Origin of the sequence: Ectopseudomonas composti (assembly GCF_001567565.1) — a bacterium.
Classification (GTDB): domain Bacteria; phylum Pseudomonadota; class Gammaproteobacteria; order Pseudomonadales; family Pseudomonadaceae; genus Aquipseudomonas; species Aquipseudomonas composti_A.
In genome coordinates this window covers 191365-207826 of sequence record NZ_LSSW01000022.1, presented here as the reverse complement: position 1 = coordinate 207826, position 16462 = coordinate 191365, and the positions used below count along the sequence as shown (strand labels likewise).

General features: G+C 62.8%; 15 protein-coding genes and 1 pseudogene. 7 read left to right on the top strand and 9 right to left on the bottom strand.

Translation table 11 applies throughout. The features are described 5' to 3' along the window. Positions 1-4: 4 nt before the first annotated feature. Entirely contained in the window at positions 5-877 is an 873-nt protein-coding gene (htpX, locus tag PCLY_RS10175; protein ID WP_061239186.1) for a protease HtpX, read from the top strand. Positions 878-936: 59 nt separating this feature from the next. On the opposite strand, the gene PCLY_RS10170 is transcribed toward htpX, so the two are convergent. After that, a complete protein-coding gene (locus tag PCLY_RS10170) occupies positions 937-1593 on the bottom strand; it encodes a thiopurine S-methyltransferase (protein WP_061239185.1) in 657 nt (218 codons plus the stop codon). Positions 1594-1698: 105 nt separating this feature from the next. Between PCLY_RS10170 and PCLY_RS24450 the strand changes: the two are divergent. Beyond that, positions 1699-2465: pseudogene (locus tag PCLY_RS24450) on the top strand (DODA-type extradiol aromatic ring-opening family dioxygenase). A 76-nt stretch (positions 2466-2541) separates the two neighbouring features. Here the strand turns inward: PCLY_RS24450 and PCLY_RS10160 are convergent. Next, entirely contained in the window at positions 2542-3531 is a 990-nt protein-coding gene (locus PCLY_RS10160; protein ID WP_061239183.1) for a YhdH/YhfP family quinone oxidoreductase, read from the bottom strand. Between the two features lie 72 nt (positions 3532-3603). Then, complete coding sequence (sohB, locus tag PCLY_RS10155) at positions 3604-4623, bottom strand: protease SohB (protein ID WP_061239182.1); 1020 nt, start codon at positions 4621-4623, stop codon at positions 3604-3606. A 199-nt stretch (positions 4624-4822) separates the two neighbouring features. Between sohB and PCLY_RS10150 the strand changes: the two genes are divergently transcribed. The 4 genes from PCLY_RS10150 (at position 4823) to PCLY_RS10135 (ending at position 7962) form a co-directional block, all read left to right on the top strand. Then, positions 4823-5521 (top strand): histidine phosphatase family protein, encoded by a 699-nt coding sequence (locus PCLY_RS10150; RefSeq protein ID WP_061239181.1) that lies wholly within the window; start codon positions 4823-4825, stop codon positions 5519-5521. 56 nt (positions 5522-5577) lie between these two features. Then, on the top strand, positions 5578-5889 hold the full coding sequence (locus PCLY_RS10145) for an SCP2 sterol-binding domain-containing protein (RefSeq protein WP_061239180.1): 312 nt from the start codon (positions 5578-5580) through the stop codon (positions 5887-5889). A gap of 221 nt (positions 5890-6110) precedes the next feature. Further along, a complete protein-coding gene (locus PCLY_RS10140) occupies positions 6111-7178 on the top strand; it encodes a phosphotransferase family protein (RefSeq protein WP_061239179.1) in 1068 nt (355 codons plus the stop codon). A gap of 16 nt (positions 7179-7194) precedes the next feature. Continuing rightward, on the top strand, positions 7195-7962 hold the full coding sequence (locus PCLY_RS10135; protein ID WP_061239178.1) for an SDR family oxidoreductase: 768 nt from the start codon (positions 7195-7197) through the stop codon (positions 7960-7962). Between the two features lie 140 nt (positions 7963-8102). On the opposite strand, the gene PCLY_RS10130 is transcribed toward PCLY_RS10135, so the two are convergent. After that, positions 8103-8750: a hypothetical protein gene (locus PCLY_RS10130; RefSeq protein ID WP_061239177.1), complete on the bottom strand. Its 648-nt coding sequence runs from the start codon at positions 8748-8750 to the stop codon at positions 8103-8105. 103 nt (positions 8751-8853) lie between these two features. Here PCLY_RS10130 and PCLY_RS10125 point away from each other — a divergent pair, with 103 nt between their 5' ends. Continuing rightward, on the top strand, positions 8854-9633 hold the full coding sequence (locus PCLY_RS10125) for a TSUP family transporter (RefSeq protein WP_061239176.1): 780 nt from the start codon (positions 8854-8856) through the stop codon (positions 9631-9633). Positions 9634-9725: 92 nt separating this feature from the next. Here the strand turns inward: PCLY_RS10125 and nudC are convergent, their stop codons facing one another. From nudC to dnaQ, 5 genes are all read right to left on the bottom strand, one after another. Next, on the bottom strand, positions 9726-10550 hold the full coding sequence (gene nudC / locus PCLY_RS10120; RefSeq protein WP_061239175.1) for an NAD(+) diphosphatase: 825 nt from the start codon (positions 10548-10550) through the stop codon (positions 9726-9728). Further along, entirely contained in the window at positions 10550-12229 is a 1680-nt protein-coding gene (locus PCLY_RS10115; protein WP_061239174.1) for a hypothetical protein, read from the bottom strand. The genes nudC and PCLY_RS10115 overlap by 1 nt, the downstream gene beginning before the upstream one ends. A gap of 37 nt (positions 12230-12266) precedes the next feature. Then, positions 12267-13079, bottom strand: a complete 813-nt coding sequence (locus PCLY_RS10110; protein WP_061239173.1) for a crotonase/enoyl-CoA hydratase family protein — start codon at positions 13077-13079, stop codon at positions 12267-12269. A gap of 202 nt (positions 13080-13281) precedes the next feature. After that, on the bottom strand, positions 13282-15525 hold the full coding sequence (locus tag PCLY_RS10105) for an Orn/Lys/Arg family decarboxylase (protein WP_061239172.1): 2244 nt from the start codon (positions 15523-15525) through the stop codon (positions 13282-13284). A 121-nt stretch (positions 15526-15646) separates the two neighbouring features. Continuing rightward, positions 15647-16405 carry a DNA polymerase III subunit epsilon gene (gene dnaQ, locus PCLY_RS10100; protein WP_082768050.1) on the bottom strand — a complete coding sequence of 253 codons (759 nt, stop codon included), beginning with the start codon at positions 16403-16405 and terminating at the stop codon, positions 15647-15649. Between the last annotated feature and the right edge of the window lie 57 nt (positions 16406-16462).

Here is a 16462-nt window from a genome sequence, read left to right as displayed (position 1 = left end):
CACCATGATGCGCATTATGTTGTTCCTGGCCACCAACCTGGCGGTGCTGGTTATCGCCAGCATCACCCTCAAACTGTTGGGGGTCGACCGCTTCACCGGCCAGAACCACGGCAGCCTGCTGATTTTCTGCGCCGTGTTCGGTTTCGCCGGCTCGCTGGTGTCGCTGTTCCTGTCCAAGTGGATGGCGAAGATGAGCACCGGCACGCAGATCATCACGCAACCGCGCACCCGCCACGAACAGTGGCTGCTGCAGACAGTCGAGGAGCTGTCGCGCGAAGCCGGGATCAAGATGCCGGAAGTCGGTATCTTCCCGGCCTACGAGTCCAATGCCTTCGCCACCGGCTGGAACAAGAACGACGCGCTGGTCGCCGTCAGCCAGGGCCTGCTCGAACGCTTCTCGCCGGATGAGGTGCGCGCGGTACTGGCCCACGAGATTGGCCACGTGGCCAACGGCGACATGGTCACCCTGGCGCTGATTCAAGGCGTGGTGAACACCTTCGTGATGTTCTTCGCACGCATCTTCGGCAACTTCGTCGACAAGGCGATCCTGAAGAACGAAGACGGTCATGGCATCGGCTACTTCGTCGCCACCATCTTCGCCGAGCTTGTTCTGGGGATACTGGCCAGCATCATCGTCATGTGGTTCTCGCGCAAGCGCGAGTTCAAGGCAGACGAAGCCGGTGCCCAACTGGCCGGTACTGGCGCGATGATCGCTGCGCTGCAACGCCTGCGTGCCGAACAGGGTGTGCCGGTACAGATGCCGGACAGCCTGACCGCCTTCGGCATCAATGGCGGCCTGAAGAACGGACTGGCTGGCCTGTTGATGAGCCACCCGCCGCTGGAAGATCGCATCGAGGCGCTGCGCCGCCGCGGCTGATCGAACGCTACAGACGAAAAAGGCGACCTTCGGGTCGCCTTTTTCATTGGCTTGGCGTATCAGCTGCGCGTGAGGTGAAACACCACCTCCTCCACCGCTTCGAGCTGACTCTCGACAAAGCGCGGGTTGCCGCTCAGAACATCCTTGCGTTCCACCTCACGCGCCACCCAGCCAGACGTGAAGCGCTGCTCGACCTCGGCGTCCGCGACCGAGAACGGCGGGCCATCCATGCGCTGCTGATCGTACACCAGGGTCACCAGCAAGCCCTGGCAGGCTGGCGGCAGAATCGCCTGCAGGTGGGCGGCGTAACGCTCGCGCATCGGCGCTGGCAGCGCGATCAGCGCCGCACGGTCATAAAACGCCTGGCAGTCGGCAACGTCCTCACGGGTCAGGGCGAAAAAATCGCCGCAGAGAATCCGCAGCTTGCCCGCCTGGTAGACCTTGAACGCACCCTGCTGAACGACCTGCGGCTGCACATCACGCTCGACGAAGAAATCCTGCACGGCACGCTCGGCCAGCTCCACCCCGATCACGGCGTGCCCCTGCTCCGCCAGCCAGGCCAGATCGAGGCTCTTGCCGCACAGTGGCACCAGCACCGCCGCCTCTTCACAGAGCCCGAGCCGAGACCAGTGACGGCGTAGATAGCCGTTGACCTTCTCCTGATGAAAACCGATTTGGCTACGCGCCCAACGATCCTGCCAGAACGCCTCGTGCATGGATAAAACCTCCACAAATTCGATAGGAATGCTCAACTATTTATGCTGGAAGTCGATAGATCCAGCACCGAAGATGGCGACATCCTACTTCAGGAACTGATTACCATGCTGCCCTCACTGTTCATATCCCATGGCTCACCGATGCTTGCCCTGGACCCAGGCGCCAGCGGCCCGGCACTGGCCAGGCTGGCCGCCGAGCTGCCCAGACCCCGGGCCATCGTGGTGGTATCGGCGCACTGGGAAAGCCAGGGCATACTGCTGACAGCGGGTGAGCACCCGCAGACCTGGCACGATTTCGGCGGCTTCCCGGCGCCCTTGTATGCCATGCAGTACCCCGCCCCCGGCGCACCGGAGCTGGCCGAGGAGATCGCCAGGCAATTGAACGACGCCGGCCTGCCCACCGGGCTCGACACCCAGCGCCCATTCGATCATGGAGCCTGGGTTCCGCTGTCGCTGATGTATCCGCAAGCGGATATCCCGGTGCTGCAGCTGTCTCTGCCGAGCCACCTGGGTCCCGAACTGCAGACCCGCGTTGGCCGGGCCCTGGCCAACCTGCGCGAGCGCGAGATATTGCTGATCGGCTCCGGCAGCATCACCCACAACCTCGGCGAGCTCGACTGGCGCGCCGGCCCCGACGTCATCACGCCCTGGGCCAAGGCGTTTCGCGACTGGGTGGTGGCACGACTCGAAGCCGAAGACGAGCAAGCGCTGCACCAGTACCGCCGACTGGCGCCCAACGCCGTCCGCACCATCCCAGTGACGAACACCTGCTGCCCCTGTTCTTCGCCCGCGGTGCTGGTGGCACCTTCAAGGTTGAACACAGCGGTTTCACCTACGGCGCGCTGGGTATGGATATCTATCGATTCGGCTAGGCATGCCACGCGCATGCAGCGGTGTCATCAGCCGGAAAATGCCGAGGCCCGTCATCGACGGGCCTCGCTCATACGCTCAGTCGAGCCGCACCAGGATACGGCCGACCATGCCGCCGGCCAGTATTCGCTCGATGGACTCTGGCAATTGCGTCAGGCCAATTTCATGGCACAGCGGCGAAAGATCGAGCTTCCACTGCAGCGATAGCTTGTCCCACATCGACGCCTTGACCACCAGCGGCAGCTCCACCGAATCCACCCCCAGCAGATTGACGCCACGCAGGATGAACGGCAGAACGCTGGCCTGGAACGCAAAGCCTGCGGTCAACCCGCAGCAAGCCACGCTACCGCTGTGGCGCAGCGACTTGACCACGTTGAACAGAATATCGCCGCCCACGGTATCCACCGCACCCGCCCAGCGCTCCTTGAGCATCGGCCGCTCGCTACCCTGCTGCAGCTCCTCGCGGCTGACAATTTCATCTGCACCCAGGCCACGCAGGAAATCCGCCTGTTCGGCCTTGCCGGTGGCGGCGGCTACGCGATACCCGAGCTGCTTGAGCAGCACCACCGCGATGCTGCCGACGCCGCCCGTAGCGCCGGTGACCAGGACGGTGCCGGACTCCGGGGTAACGCCGGCCTGCTCCAGCTTGTCGACACACAGGGCGGCGGTCAGGCCGGCGGTGCCGAGTACCATCGCCTCGCGCAGCGGCAGGCCCTGCGGGCGCTTGATCGCCCACGCGGCCGGCACCCGGATGTACTGGCCGAAACCACCGGCGGTGTTCATGCCCAGGTCGTAGCCGGTGACGATCACTTCGTCGCCCACGGCAAACTCGGCAACGCTGGAGGCCTCGACCACCCCCGCCGCGTCGATGCCGGGCGTATGCGGGTAAGCTTTGGTCACACCACGATTGCCGCTGGCGGACAGCGCATCCTTGTAGTTGAGCGAGGAATAGCGCACGCGGATCAGCAGCTCGCCCTGCGGCAACTGCTCGACGTTGCGCTGGACGACTTCACGCTGGAAACCACCGCTAGCGCCTTCACTGACCAATAAGGCCTTGAACTCGGTCATAACCCTCTCCTCTTGTCGTGGTTCGCTGCTGCGCAATGCGGGTCGCCGGCGCAGCCCATCATGAACGAAGCGTTACCAGAAGCGCTGCTGATTGAGCCGGCTCAGCCAGGTCAGGACGAAGCGATCTGCCGCCATGCTAGCAGCCAGTCCAACGCGCTCCTGCAGGCTCTTCTTCTGAGCGAAATGCAAATGGAACAGCTCCGCTTCGGCAGCACGCTCGGCCAGGTACTGGTCGCTGGTCTTGAGTTCGTCGACCAGCAGACGCTCTTGTGCGGCCATGCCCAGCCAAATTTCGCCGGTGGCGATGGCGTCGATGTCCAGCTGCGGGCGATAACGGGCGACGAAACCCTTGAACAGTTCGTGAGTGGTTTCCAGGTCCTCCTGGAACTTCTCCCGGCCCTTGTCGGTGTTTTCGCCAAATACCGTCAGAGTGCGCTTGTATTCGCCGGCAGTCAGCACTTCGAAGTCGATCTCATGCTTCTTCAGCAGGCGATGCACGTTGGGCAACTGCGCCACCACGCCGATGGAGCCGAGGATGGCGAATGGCGCGCTGAGAATCTTCTGGCCGATGCAGGCCATCATGTAACCGCCGCTGGCGGCCACCTTGTCGACACACACGGTCAGCGGGATACCGGCATCGCGAATGCGCACCAGCTGCGACGACGCCAGACCGTAACTGTGGACCATGCCGCCACCGCTTTCCAGGCGTAGCACCACTTCGTCCTCGGCCTTGGCCATGGACAGCAGCGCCGTCACTTCATGGCGCAGGTTGTCGGTGGCCGACGCCTTGATATCGCCATCGAAATCCAGCACGAACACCCGCGGCTTGCTGGCCGGTGCCTTCTTGTCCTGCTTGGCCGCCTTGGCCTCGGCCTTGCGCGTGGCCTTGAGCTGGTCCTTGGACAGCACGCTCTGCTCCAGGCGCTCGCGCAGGTCCTTGTAGAAATCATTGAGCTTTTGCACCTGCAACTGGCCACTGCCGCGCCGCCCTCTGCCGCGCGTGGCGGCAATCGCCACCAGCACCACGACGATAGCGACCACCAGGGTCAGGGTCTTCGCCAGAAAGCTGGCGTACTCGCTAAGAAACTCCACGGATCCCCCTCGGACATTGCGGCTGCGCCTGAGCGCACAAAGGCCCAAGCATACCGGCGCGGCGGCCCGCCGGCCAACCTCGGCAGCGCTGCATAATGGCCATACAAGCAATTCAAACAAGCGTATGTTTTTTCGTTGACAGCCCCCGAGCTTCCTCATACCCTCGCGAAACATTCAACGTGCCGAGACCAATACGGACGTGGGCAGCATCTATCTGATTCGACATGGCCAGGCTTCATTCGGTGCGGACGACTACGATGTCCTGTCTCCCGTCGGCGTGCGCCAGGCCGAAGTGCTGGGTGACCACCTCGAGCAGCTCGGCATCGACCTCGACCGTTGCGTCAGTGGCAGCCTGCGCCGCCAGCAACACACTGCCAACACCGCCCTGGAGCGCATGAGCCATGCGCCGGCGCTGGATATCGATGAAGCCTTCAACGAATTCGATGCCGATGCGGTGATTCGTACGCTGCTGCCAGATCTGCTGCCGCAAGAGCCCGAAGCCCTGCACATCCTGCGCAACGGCGCGCAGAACCGCGCCGAGTTTCAGCGCCTGTTCGCCAACCTGATCCAGCGCTGGATTTCCGGCGAGCACGACAAGCCCGGCCTGCAAAGCTGGCAGGCCTATGTCGAACAGGTCGCAGGCGGTCTGCGGCGCCTCCTCGAACAGGCCCACAGCAAGCAGAACATCGCCGTGTTCACCTCCGGCGGCACCATCACTGCCCTGCTTCACCTGATCACCGGCGTAGCGCCTGCAAAGGCCTTCGAACTGAACTGGCAAATCGTCAATACCTCGCTCAGCCAACTGAAATTCCGTGGCAACGAGGTGAGTCTGGCTTCCTTCAACAGCCATGTGCATTTACAGCTGCTGAAGGCGCCGGAGCTCATCACCTATCGATGAGCTCCAGCCCACTGCGGCCGCAAGGCTGCGCGAAAAAACCGAAAAAGGATAAGACCATGAGTGTTGCTGACATCGCCCAAACCATGCAGTCCAAGTTCAACGCCAGCGCCGCTGCAGGCCTGGATCTGGTATTCCAATTCAACATCGAAGATGGCGAGAACTACGCGCTGATCGTCAAAGACGGCACCTGCGCCCTCGAGCAAGGCGACAACCCGGACGCCAACGTGACCCTGATCATGGACAGCGAAACCCTCAAGGGCATCGTCAGCGGCGAAACCGACGGCATGCAGGCGTTCATGGCCGGCAAGCTGCGCGCCGAAGGCGACATGATGCTGGCGATGAAGCTGGGCGAACTGTTCCCGGTCTGATCGGCGAGCTGAGCGCAAAACACGAAAACCGGAGTCCTGGCACTCCGGTTTTTTATTGCCCGCGCACAGGTGAACGGCGCAGGTCGAAGATGACTGATCAGGCAGTTTGATCGAGGTGCAACACGCCCGCCTATAACGGCGCGTATTGCTTGTGACAGCCTGGGTGCAGCATTAGATTAACCAATTATCTGGGGCACCCATCATAAGTAAAAGGGATAAGCATGGCGCTCACTGACCAATCCACCCGCATCCGCACCGGCGAAGAGCTCGATACCGCCGTCATCGACGCCTACCTCAAAGCCAATATTCCGGGCTTGAGCGGCGAAGCCAGGATCAGCCAGTTTCCCGGCGGCGCGTCGAATCTGACTTACCTGATCGAATACCCGCAGCAGGAGTTCGTCCTGCGCCGCCCGCCATTCGGCCACAAGGCCAAGTCGGCGCACGACATGGGCCGCGAGTACCGCATCCTCAACCAGCTCAACGCCGGCTTCCCCTACTGCCCAAAAGCTTACGTGCACTGCACCGACGAGTCGGTGATCGGCGCCGAGTTCTACGTCATGGAGCGGGTCAAGGGCATCATCCTGCGTTCGGAGATGCCCGCTGAGCTGAACTTCAGCGCCGAGCAGACCAGCGCCCTGTGCAAGAGCTTCATCGACAAGCTGGTGGAGCTGCACAACGTCGACTACAGCGCTTGCGGTCTGGGCGATCTGGGCAAGCCTGAGGGCTATGTCGAGCGTCAGGTCAAGGGCTGGAGCGACCGCTACGAGAAAGCCCTGACCCCGGATGCGCCAACCTGGGAGCCGATCAAGGCCTGGCTCAATGACAAGATGCCCGCCGATCACCACAAGCCCGGCATCGTGCACAACGACTACCGTTTCGACAACGTGATCCTCGACCCGAACAACCCGATGCAGATCATCGGCATACTCGACTGGGAGATGACCACCATCGGCGATCCGCTGATGGATTTGGGCAACACCCTGGCCTACTGGATCGAAGCCAGCGATCCGGCGCCGGTGCAACTGATGCGCCGCCAGCCAAGCAACGCGCCGGGCATGCTCACCCGTCAGCAGTTCGTCGACTACTACGCCGAGAAAGCCGGCATCGAGATCAACAGTTTCGACTTCTACTACACCTACGGCCTGTTCCGCCTGGCCGGCATCGTGCAGCAGATCTACTACCGCTTCTACCACGGCCAGACTCAGGACAAGCGCTTCGCCCAGTTCATTCAGATGAACAAGCTGCTGGAGCAGATGTGCCTGCAGGTCATCGGCAAATCCACTCTCTAACCCCGGGGTAATCACAATGTCCAAGACCCAACTGTTCGACCTCGACGGCAAGATCGCCTTCGTTTCCGGCGCCAGCCGCGGCATCGGCGAGGCCATCGCCAAGCTGCTGGCCCAGCAAGGTGCTCACGTGATCGTGTCCAGCCGCAAGATCGACGGCTGCCAGGCCGTGGCCGACGCCATCACCGCCGAGGGCGGTAAGGCCACCGCCATCGCCTGCCACATCGGCGAGATGGAGCAGATCCAGAGCGTCTTCGCGCAAATCCGCGAGCAGTTCGGTCGCCTCGACATCCTGGTCAACAACGCCGCCACCAACCCGCAGTTCTGCAACGTGCTAGATACCGACCTCTCCGCCTTCCAGAAAACCGTGGACGTGAACATTCGCGGCTACTACTTCATGTCCATCGAAGGCGGCAAGCTGATGAAGGAAAACGGCGGCGGCTCGATCATCAATGTCGCCTCGATCAATGGCGTCTCCCCGGGCGAATTCCAGGGCATCTATTCGGTGACCAAGGCCGCGGTGATCAGCATGACCAAGGTCTTCGCCAAGGAGTGCGCGCAGTTCGGCATCCGCTGCAACGCGCTGCTGCCGGGCCTGACCGACACCAAGTTCGCCTCGGCGCTGACCAAGAACGACGCCATCCTCAAGCACGCCCTGCAGCGCATCCCGCTCAAGCGCGTGGCCGATCCGAGCGAGATGGCCGGTGCCGTGCTGTACCTGGCCAGCGACGCCTCCAGCTACACCACTGGTGTGGCGCTGAACGTGGACGGCGGCTTCCTCTCCTGAAGCCGGATGCCCTGAACGACAAAGGCACCTTGCAGGTGCCTTTTTTATTTGTAGGGCGGGTCGTACGGCGCAGCCAACCTCAAGGGCACAAAACGCCCACTACCCTCTCCCACAAGTGAGAGAGGGTCATCAGATGGCCGCTACCAATCCTTCAGCGCAGCTTCGGCGGCGGGATTCATCGGCTCGGCCAGCAAACCGGTCGGCGTCAGGCTGACGCTGTAGACCGCATCGGCGGCAATCGGCAGGTAGGTGACGCGCAGCGCCTGCGGGTCGAACAGCAGCAAATCACGCTGACTCAGTCGCAGCCAGCGCCACAGGTCCACGCCGTAAGGACTTTCGGCCAGTTGCACGCGGCCATGCTGTGCCAGCGCCTGCTGCTCGATGGCCAGGAAACGCCCCGACAGACGCTCCAGACGGTAACCCGGCTCCAGACCGATCAGATCGGCCAGACCTTTCCAGCGAATCAGGCGACCATCGAGCTGCCACATGTCACCTTCCAACGTGACCGTGCGCTCACGCCCCTTTTCGAGCAGCGTGACCTGATAACGCTGCGGGCCATCGGCCTTGAAGCTGAGTGTCACCAATGGCTTGCCCGGCTGCAGCGGCTCGTAGGTGTACAAGTCATAAGCCACCAGCCCCACCAGCCCGGCCAGGGCAAGAAATGCCAGACCACAGGTGCCGCGCAACCAGCCCAGGAACCAGCCCGTATTGAGCAAAATGCGCAATGCCACCAGCAGCGCCAATACGGCCAGCAGCGCCACGGCCCAGGCCAATCCGTCGTATTGCATCGGTTGCGTTCCTTCTCTGACGAAATCCCGGCATTATGCGCAGCTCTCCCCACGACGAACAGCCGCCACGCTGCGCATTCGCCCACAAGTCGACACTTTACCTATGCCTTTCGCTCTCGAGCTCGCCATCGACCCCAGCACATTAGCCATTCTCGCCCTGGTCGCCTTCATCGCCGGCTTCATCGATGCCATCGCCGGCGGTGGCGGCCTGCTGACCATTCCCGCCCTGCTCACGGCGGGGCTGCCACCGCATCTGGTCCTGGGCACCAACAAGCTGTGCGCCACCTTCGGCTCAGGTACTGCTGCCCTGACCTTCTACCGGCGCAAACTCTTCGATCCCAAGCAGTGGCGCAATGCGCTACTGGCTACGCTGATCGGCGCCCTGCTGGGCGCAGTCATCGCCCACTGGATGCCAGCGGCCTGGCTCAATCAGATGCTGCCGATAATCGTCTTCGCCTGCGGCCTGTATCTGCTGTTCGGCCGTATGCCAGAGGCGCCGGCCGAACACAACCTGCCGATCGCCCGTGGCCGGCAGTGGCCGCAAGGCCTGGGTCTGGGCCTCTACGATGGCGTCGCCGGCCCTGGCACCGGCGCGTTCTGGACGGTCAGCAGCCTGCTGATGTACCCGCTCGACCTGGTTCGCGCCAGCGGCGTGGCGCGCACCATGAATTTCATCAGCAATGCGGCTGCCCTGGTGGTGTTCATCGCCTTCGGTCAGGTGGCCTGGGTACTCGGTCTGAGCATGGGTGCAGCGCTGATGGTCGGCGCCTTTCTCGGCGCCCGCACGGCGATCAAGGGCGGCTCGAAATTCATCCGCCCGGTATTCATCACGGTGGTGCTGGTGCTGACTGCGCGCCTGGTCTGGCAGCACTGGTTTGGCTGATCCGGCGAGCCGTTCAGGATTCTGCAGGAGCGGCTTCAGCCGCGAAATGGTCGACGAGGTTCGCGGCTGAAGCCGCGCCTACATAAACAGCTCTAGGCCGGCAACGTCGGCTCGGGCAGACCGAGGCGCTGCGCAACGTAGAGGTCGATCAGATGGCGGGCGATGGAGCGCGATGCCGGCAGCGGCGGTAGCTCATCGACCCGGAACCAGCCCGCGTCCTCGATTTCGTCTTCCTGCATGACGATTTCGCCACCTGCATATTCGGCATGAAAGCCCAGCATCAGCGAATGCGGAAACGGCCAACCCTGACTGCCGATGTACTGCAGGTTCTTGACCTGCAGGCCAACCTCCTCGTGCACCTCGCGCGCCACGCAATGCTCGACCGACTCGCCCGGTTCGACGAAGCCGGCCAGGGTGCTGTAGACCCCGGTGACGAAACGCGGCGAGCGCGCCAGGAGGATCTCGTCGCCGCGCGTGACCAGCACGATCATGCTCGGCGAAATACGTGGGTAGTGCTGCGACTCGCAGCCGTCGCAGCGCATCGCGCGCTCGCCGGGAAGCTGGCGGGTCGGCGCACCGCAGCTGCCACAGAAACGATGCTCGGCATGCCAGGTGCCTATCTGCGCCGCGTAGGCCAGCATGCGAAAGGTTTCCACCTCGCCCTGCAGCATGAACTGGCGCAGGCTTTGCCAGGTGCAGCCTTCCAGCGCAGCGTCGGGCCTGACCTGCAGCAGGTAGACGGCGTCATCACCGAAGTGACCGATACCCTGCTCGCCGATGATCGGCAGATCTTGGCGCTTGATCCAGTCACGCGGGAACAGCACGCCGTTACTGTCGGCGAGAAAATGCTGCTTGCTGTAAAGCAGCGCCCAGCCACCTGACTGGGCAGGATCGAGGAAAGCGTGGCGCCAGCTCATCAGGCTGCCACCGGCATGCCCAGCGCCTTGACGCTCTCTTCGGCCAGGTCGAGCACGCTGGGACGCGTCTCCGGACGCATCACCGCGCCGGCCTCCAGGTAGTACTCGAGGCTGCTGAGGGCGTCGGCCAGGGTTTCCAGCATCTGCTCCGACGGCATCTGCCCGGCCTCGAGCATGCGCGTCTGGATGTAATCAGCGCAGGCTCCGACCAGCATCGCGGCGCGGCGCTGCTCGAGAAACCAGAGACCGCCACGCACGGCCTGCAGGCTGAACGGCACGTTGGACAGGTGCATCTTGTCGCCACCCGACTCCAGATAAGCGGTGATAGCGCGCTTGGCCAAAGCCAGCCCCGCTTGTGCTTCATCAACCACGACGATGCGCGCTTCGTTGAGTTGATGGCCGGCGAACGAATCGGCTTCATTGCCCGGCTCGACCACAGCCGGCCGAGTATCGCGCCCTTCACCGCGCTCCAGGCTCGCCACCATGCCTTCGACGTACAGCACGGCATCGGCCAGCTTGTGCAATTGTTCCGGCTGCGGCGGCGTGTCTTCGCGCCAGGACGCGACCAGCGGCAACTGCGCGCTGAGCGAGTTGCCGGCAGAGTTCAGACCGACCATGCCGAGGGTCTTGGCCAACTTGCCCAACAGAGCATGCAGAGTGCCCAGGGTTTCGTCCTGCAAGGTGCCACGCTCGAGCAGGTCGAGCATGTCCTTGACGCTGGCGAGCTCTTCGCGAATCGCCGTAGACAGCGAACGCATCACCGCCTTGCCCGGCCCGGCCAGGCGCTGGTATTCCTCTTCCAGCATATGGTCGGTGAACGGCAGCGGCGTCAGCCCGAATACCTCACGCATGGCACTGGCCAGCGGCCCCTGACTGTCGGCCAGTGCGACCAGGTACAGCAGCTCTTTGAGCAGACTGCGCGGCGCCTCGTACTGGGGATTGGCGAGCATCACCTTGAGCTCGCGATCCACCCGCGAGAACAGCTGCTTGCGCAACTTGCGTGGCAGCAACTGGCCGTCGCACTGCGCTTCGATGGCGGCCGCGCCGATCCAGCACATGCGGCCGCGCGGCTCATTGGCGAACAGACTGTCCAGGCGCGCCAGGGCGCGCACCATCAACTTGAGGCTGGCTTGCGGATTCTGTTCGCGAATGAAGCCCAGCAAGCCGACCTGATACATATGGCGCAGGCGCTTGCCTTCGCTCAGTTTGGCAGCGCCATCGAGCGGCTGAGTGGCAATGTGCGGGCGGGCATGATCCAGCCGTACGCTGAAGAAGAAGCTCTCTGGCAGAGGCTGTTGAGCGCCCGCCTGACGCAGATCGTTGATCGCCGGCAGCAACAGCTCGGGCATCTCCTGGCGGTGGGCGTCGACGTTTTCCAGATAGCGGCGCAACACGTGCAGGGCATTGCTGAGCGCCGCCAGTTGCACGTCGCGCTCCTCACCGGCGCCAGCGGGAATGTCTGTCGCCTGGTCGAGCACTTCCTGAGCCAGTAATTCAGCGCCAGCCAGCTCGATCAGATTGAGCGTGCCACGCACCTGGTGCAGGCTTTCCACAGCCTGCTGCAGCAGGCTGCCGTTGTGCCGCTCAGCGATGAACTGCTCGAGGCTCTGCTCGGCCTCCTCCATCGTGACGAACAGCTCATCGCGCACCAGATTCAGGGATGTGGCTCCACTTACCATGCTCTAGACCTCGCAGCGAACATCAGCAAAAACGGCATCAATCGGCAAACTCCGGCTTCTGCTTGGTCATATGCGCCGTCATGGCCAGGCGCAGGTCTTCCGACTGCAGCATGGCGGCGTTCCAGGTGGCAATGTATTCCAGGCCATCGTCGACCCGGTGATCGCGCATATAGCGAATCATTTCCTTGGTGCCGCGCACCGCAACCGGCGACTTGGCGGCGATCTGCGCAGCAATCTCCATCACTGCCCCAAGCAACGCCTCGTGGCTTTCATAGGTACGGTTGACCAGGCCTATACGGGCAGCCTCATTGCCGTCGATGCTGCGCCCGGTAAAGGCCAGCTCGCGCATCATGCCGTCTCCGATGATGCGCGGCAGGCGCTGCAGCGTGCCGACGTCGGCGGCCATGCCCATGTCGATTTCCTTGATCGAGAACTGCGCATCGACCGTGCTGTAGCGCATGTCGCAAGCGCTGATCAGATCGATGGCGCCGCCGATGCAATAACCCTGAATGGCGGCCAGTACCGGCTTACGGCAGTTGTCGACCGCGTTGAATGAAGCCTGCAATTCGAGAATCTTGCGCCGCAGAGCCGTGGCATTGCGACCCACGTCCTTGCCCAGCTGGGCGCCGACCGATGCCAGCAGCATCAGGTCGATGCCCGAAGAAAAGTGTTTGCCCGCACCGGAGAGCACCACGACACGCACCGCGTCGTTGTCGTCGACCCACTGGAAGATCTCGATGATCTCGCGCCAGAAGTCGGCATTCATGGCGTTGATCTTTTCCGGACGGTTGATCTGCACATGGGCGATCTTGTCCACCAGCTCGACGCGGAAGGCTTTGTAGTCGGACATGGCAGGCATCCTCAGCCGCAGCGTGGCAGCATGATATTTATTTTGTGATTAATAACCGAGCAACTATAACAAGCACGCCATAAAAGTCGATGCTTGCCACTGTGACGCAGGGCACGCCTCGGACGTTATCAACTGCTTTGAATATCAGAGATAAGAGATTGATCTGTCGAGGATCTTATTCCTCGACAGATCCGCAGCCAGCTCACTCCACCAGACAATTCACGCAGTACTCACCCGCTTCGGTTTGCAGGCCGTGCACGTCGATGTCGAAACCCGGGAATGCCTGATCGAAGGTTCTGGCGAAGGCCAGGTAATCAATGATCGAGCGCGTGGCGGCGGTGAAGCGTTCCCCCGGCATGATCAGCGGAATGCCCGGCGGATAGGGCACCAGCATTACGGCGGCGATACGCCCCTGCAACTGGTCGATGGGCACCGCCTCCACCTCGCCGCGCACCAGGCGGTCGTAGGCGTCGGCCGGTTTGATCGCCAGTTCCGGCAGCGCCGTGTACATGCTCTTCAGCGCTTTGGCCGTGGCATTCTCGCGATAGCAGCCGTGCAATGCATCGCACAGATCACGCAGCCCCATGCCCTGGTAGCGCCCGCCGCCGGCATAGGCAATGGAGGGCAATACATCGATCAGCGGCAGGTTGGCGTCATAGCTGCGCTTGAACTCCAGCAACTCGGTCAGCAGCGTGCTCCACTTGCCCTTGGTGATGCCCATGGAGAACAGCACCAGGAAGGAGTAAAGACCGGTCTTCTCCACCACCAGACCTCGCTCCCAGAGGAACTTGCTGACCACCGCAGCGGGAATCCCCTGTTGCTCGAGCTTGCCGGCCGCGTTGAGGCCCGGCATCACCAGGGTGACCTTGATCGGATCGAGCAGCACATAATCGTTGGCCACTTCGCCGAAACCGTGCCAGTCGGCATCGGGCTGCAGCACCCAATCAGCGGTAGACAGACTGTCGGCACCATCGGCCTCACCCGGCTGCCAAATGCTGAACCACCAGTCCTCGGCACTCAGGTTGCGCCGCACATTGGCCAGGGCACGACGGAAGCTCAGCGCTTCGTCGAACGTCTCCTGAATCAGCGAACGCCCGGCCGGGCCCTCCATCATCGCCGAGGCCACGTCCAGCGAGGCGATGATGCCGTACTGCGGCGAGGTAGAGATATGCATCATGAAGGCTTCGTTGAAACGGTCGCGGTCCAACTGACGCTGGCCGCCATCCTGCACATGGATCATCGAGGCCTGACTGAAGGCCGCCAGCAGCTTGTGCGTGGAATGGGTGGTGAACACCAACGGTGACTGTTCGTCGCACTGGGTGCCCATGCCGTAGCGGCCGGCGTAGAACTCGTGGAACGCGGCGTAGGCATACCAGGCTTCGTCGAAGTGCAGCACTTCGACCGAATCGCCAAGGGCCTGCTTGACCATCTCGGCGTTGTAACAGAGCCCGTCGTAAGTGGAGTTGGTCACCACCGCCAGCTTGACCTTGGGCGCGCGGCCACGCGCCAGCGGGCTGGCGTCGATCTTCGCCTGGATCGACTCGCGGCTGAACTCGGAGAGCGGAATCGGCCCGATGATGCCCAGCTCGTTGCGCTCCGGGCACAGGTAAAGCGGAATGGCGCCGGTCATGATGATCGAGTGCAGGATCGACTTGTGGCAGTTGCGATCCACCAGTACCAGGTCGTCGCGACCGACCATCGAATGCCAGACGATCTTGTTCGCCGTCGAGGTACCGTTGATCACGAAGAAGGTGTGGTCGGCGCCGAAATTGCGCGCCGCACGTGCCTCGGCCTCGGCCAACGGCCCGGTGTGATCGAGCAGCGAGCCCAGCTCCGGTACCGATACCGACAGGTCGGAACGCAGGGTGTTCTCGCCAAAGAACTGGTGAAAGGCCTGCCCTACCGGGCTCTTGCGGTAGGCCACGCCGCCGCCATGGCCGGGTGTGTGCCAGGAGTAGTTGGATTGCGCGGTGTGCTGCACCAGCGCCTTGAAGAACGGCGGTAACAGACCGTCGAGGTAGTTGTGCGCCGCACGCGCTACCTGCCGGGCCAGGAAGGACACGGTGTCTTCGTAGAGGTAGAGGATGCCACGCAGGTGGTTGAGATCGGCCATGGCCTCGGCCGGCGCATTCTCGATGGTGACCTGCTCGCCCAGGGCGAAGATCGGCAGTTGCGGCGCCCGTACCCGCGCCACGCGGATCAGCTCGACCATGTCCTGCAACAGCCGGCTGTTCTCCCCTGCGCCTTCGGCCGCCACCAGAATGCAGGCCAGGCCGTGATGAGTGGAGGCAACGATACGCCCTTCGGCGGCGCTGGCCGTGGGCAGAATACTGAAACCGTCCTGGGTGAGTTCCTGAGCGATGGCGCGCACACGATCACCGGCCACGGTGTCGGCCTTGATGTCGCGATGCACGATTAGGACGGGAAACTTGAGATCTTTATACATTGTGACGTCCTGAAGGCTGGCAGGCATGGCCTGCCCATCAGCTCAGGTTAGAGGCTCCCCCTGATGGGCGGAACCCCCTGTGCATCACGCTATAAGAAAAGGTCGCAATTGCGCTGTTCGGTTATTCCGGCGCTTTTTCCAGCTGCGCCCACAACGACGGGCCGCCAGCGGATTTCTCGATCACTGCCAGACGCGCCATGTGCGCCGCGAGCTCGTCTTCGTTGGCGCGAATGACCCGCGTGCGCGGGCGCGAAGCGTCCAGGCGGCGGATCGGAGTGGCCTGCTGACGCCCGCTGCCATCGCCATCGGAGCCTTCACCGGCCAGAGACAGGTTGGTCTGCCCACCCGTCATCGCCAGGTAGACGTCGGCCAGAATCTCCGAGTCGAGCAAGGCGCCGTGCAGTTCGCGGTTGGAGTTGTCGACGCCGTAACGCTTGCACAGTGCGTCCAGGCTGTTGCGCTGCCCCGGATGGCGTTCGCGCGCCATCATCAGGGTATCGAGCACCGAGCAATAGTCGCTGACGTCGGCGCGCTCGCTCTGCCCCAGCAGGGCGAACTCGTTGTTGATGAAGCCAACGTCGAACGCCGCGTTGTGGATGATCAGCTGGGCGCCCTTGATGAATTCGTAGAACTCATCGGCGACCTCCCTGAAGCGCGGCTTGTCGGCTACGTATTCGTTGGTGATGCCGTGAACCGCGATGGCGCCTTCGTCGATCTCGCGATCCGGGTTGAGGTAGACGTGAAAGTGACGCCCGGTCAGGCGCCGCCCCAACAACTCGACACAACCGATCTCGATGATACGGTGCCCGTCGGTGACCGGCATGCCGGTGGTTTCGGTATCCAGCACCACGTAGCGCTTGACGGTGTTATCGGTTGTCACGCCTTGCCTCTCTCATCTATCCGGGTTGTCGCACATTCAAGCGCGGCATCTTAACTC

Bases quoted from the DNA above. Each gene is read 5' to 3' on its own strand.
- nudC (WP_061239175.1), bottom strand. From the start codon at position 10,550: ATGAGCTGGCGCCACGCTTTCCTCGATCCTGCCCAGTCAGGTGGCTGG.
- PCLY_RS10115 (WP_061239174.1), bottom strand. From the start codon at position 12,229: ATGGTAAGTGGAGCCACATCCCTGAATCTGGTGCGCGATGAGCTGTTC.
- PCLY_RS10125 (WP_061239176.1), top strand. From the start codon at position 8,854: ATGCCTTTCGCTCTCGAGCTCGCCATCGACCCCAGCACATTAGCCATT.
- PCLY_RS10135 (WP_061239178.1), top strand. From the start codon at position 7,195: ATGTCCAAGACCCAACTGTTCGACCTCGACGGCAAGATCGCCTTCGTT.
- PCLY_RS10140 (WP_061239179.1), top strand. From the start codon at position 6,111: ATGGCGCTCACTGACCAATCCACCCGCATCCGCACCGGCGAAGAGCTC.
- PCLY_RS10105 (WP_061239172.1), bottom strand. From the start codon at position 15,525: ATGTATAAAGATCTCAAGTTTCCCGTCCTAATCGTGCATCGCGACATC.
- PCLY_RS10110 (WP_061239173.1), bottom strand. From the start codon at position 13,079: ATGTCCGACTACAAAGCCTTCCGCGTCGAGCTGGTGGACAAGATCGCC.
- PCLY_RS10145 (WP_061239180.1), top strand. From the start codon at position 5,578: ATGAGTGTTGCTGACATCGCCCAAACCATGCAGTCCAAGTTCAACGCC.
- htpX (WP_061239186.1), top strand. From the start codon at position 5: ATGATGCGCATTATGTTGTTCCTGGCCACCAACCTGGCGGTGCTGGTT.
- PCLY_RS10130 (WP_061239177.1), bottom strand. From the start codon at position 8,750: ATGCAATACGACGGATTGGCCTGGGCCGTGGCGCTGCTGGCCGTATTG.
- PCLY_RS10160 (WP_061239183.1), bottom strand. From the start codon at position 3,531: ATGACCGAGTTCAAGGCCTTATTGGTCAGTGAAGGCGCTAGCGGTGGT.
- PCLY_RS10170 (WP_061239185.1), bottom strand. From the start codon at position 1,593: ATGCACGAGGCGTTCTGGCAGGATCGTTGGGCGCGTAGCCAAATCGGT.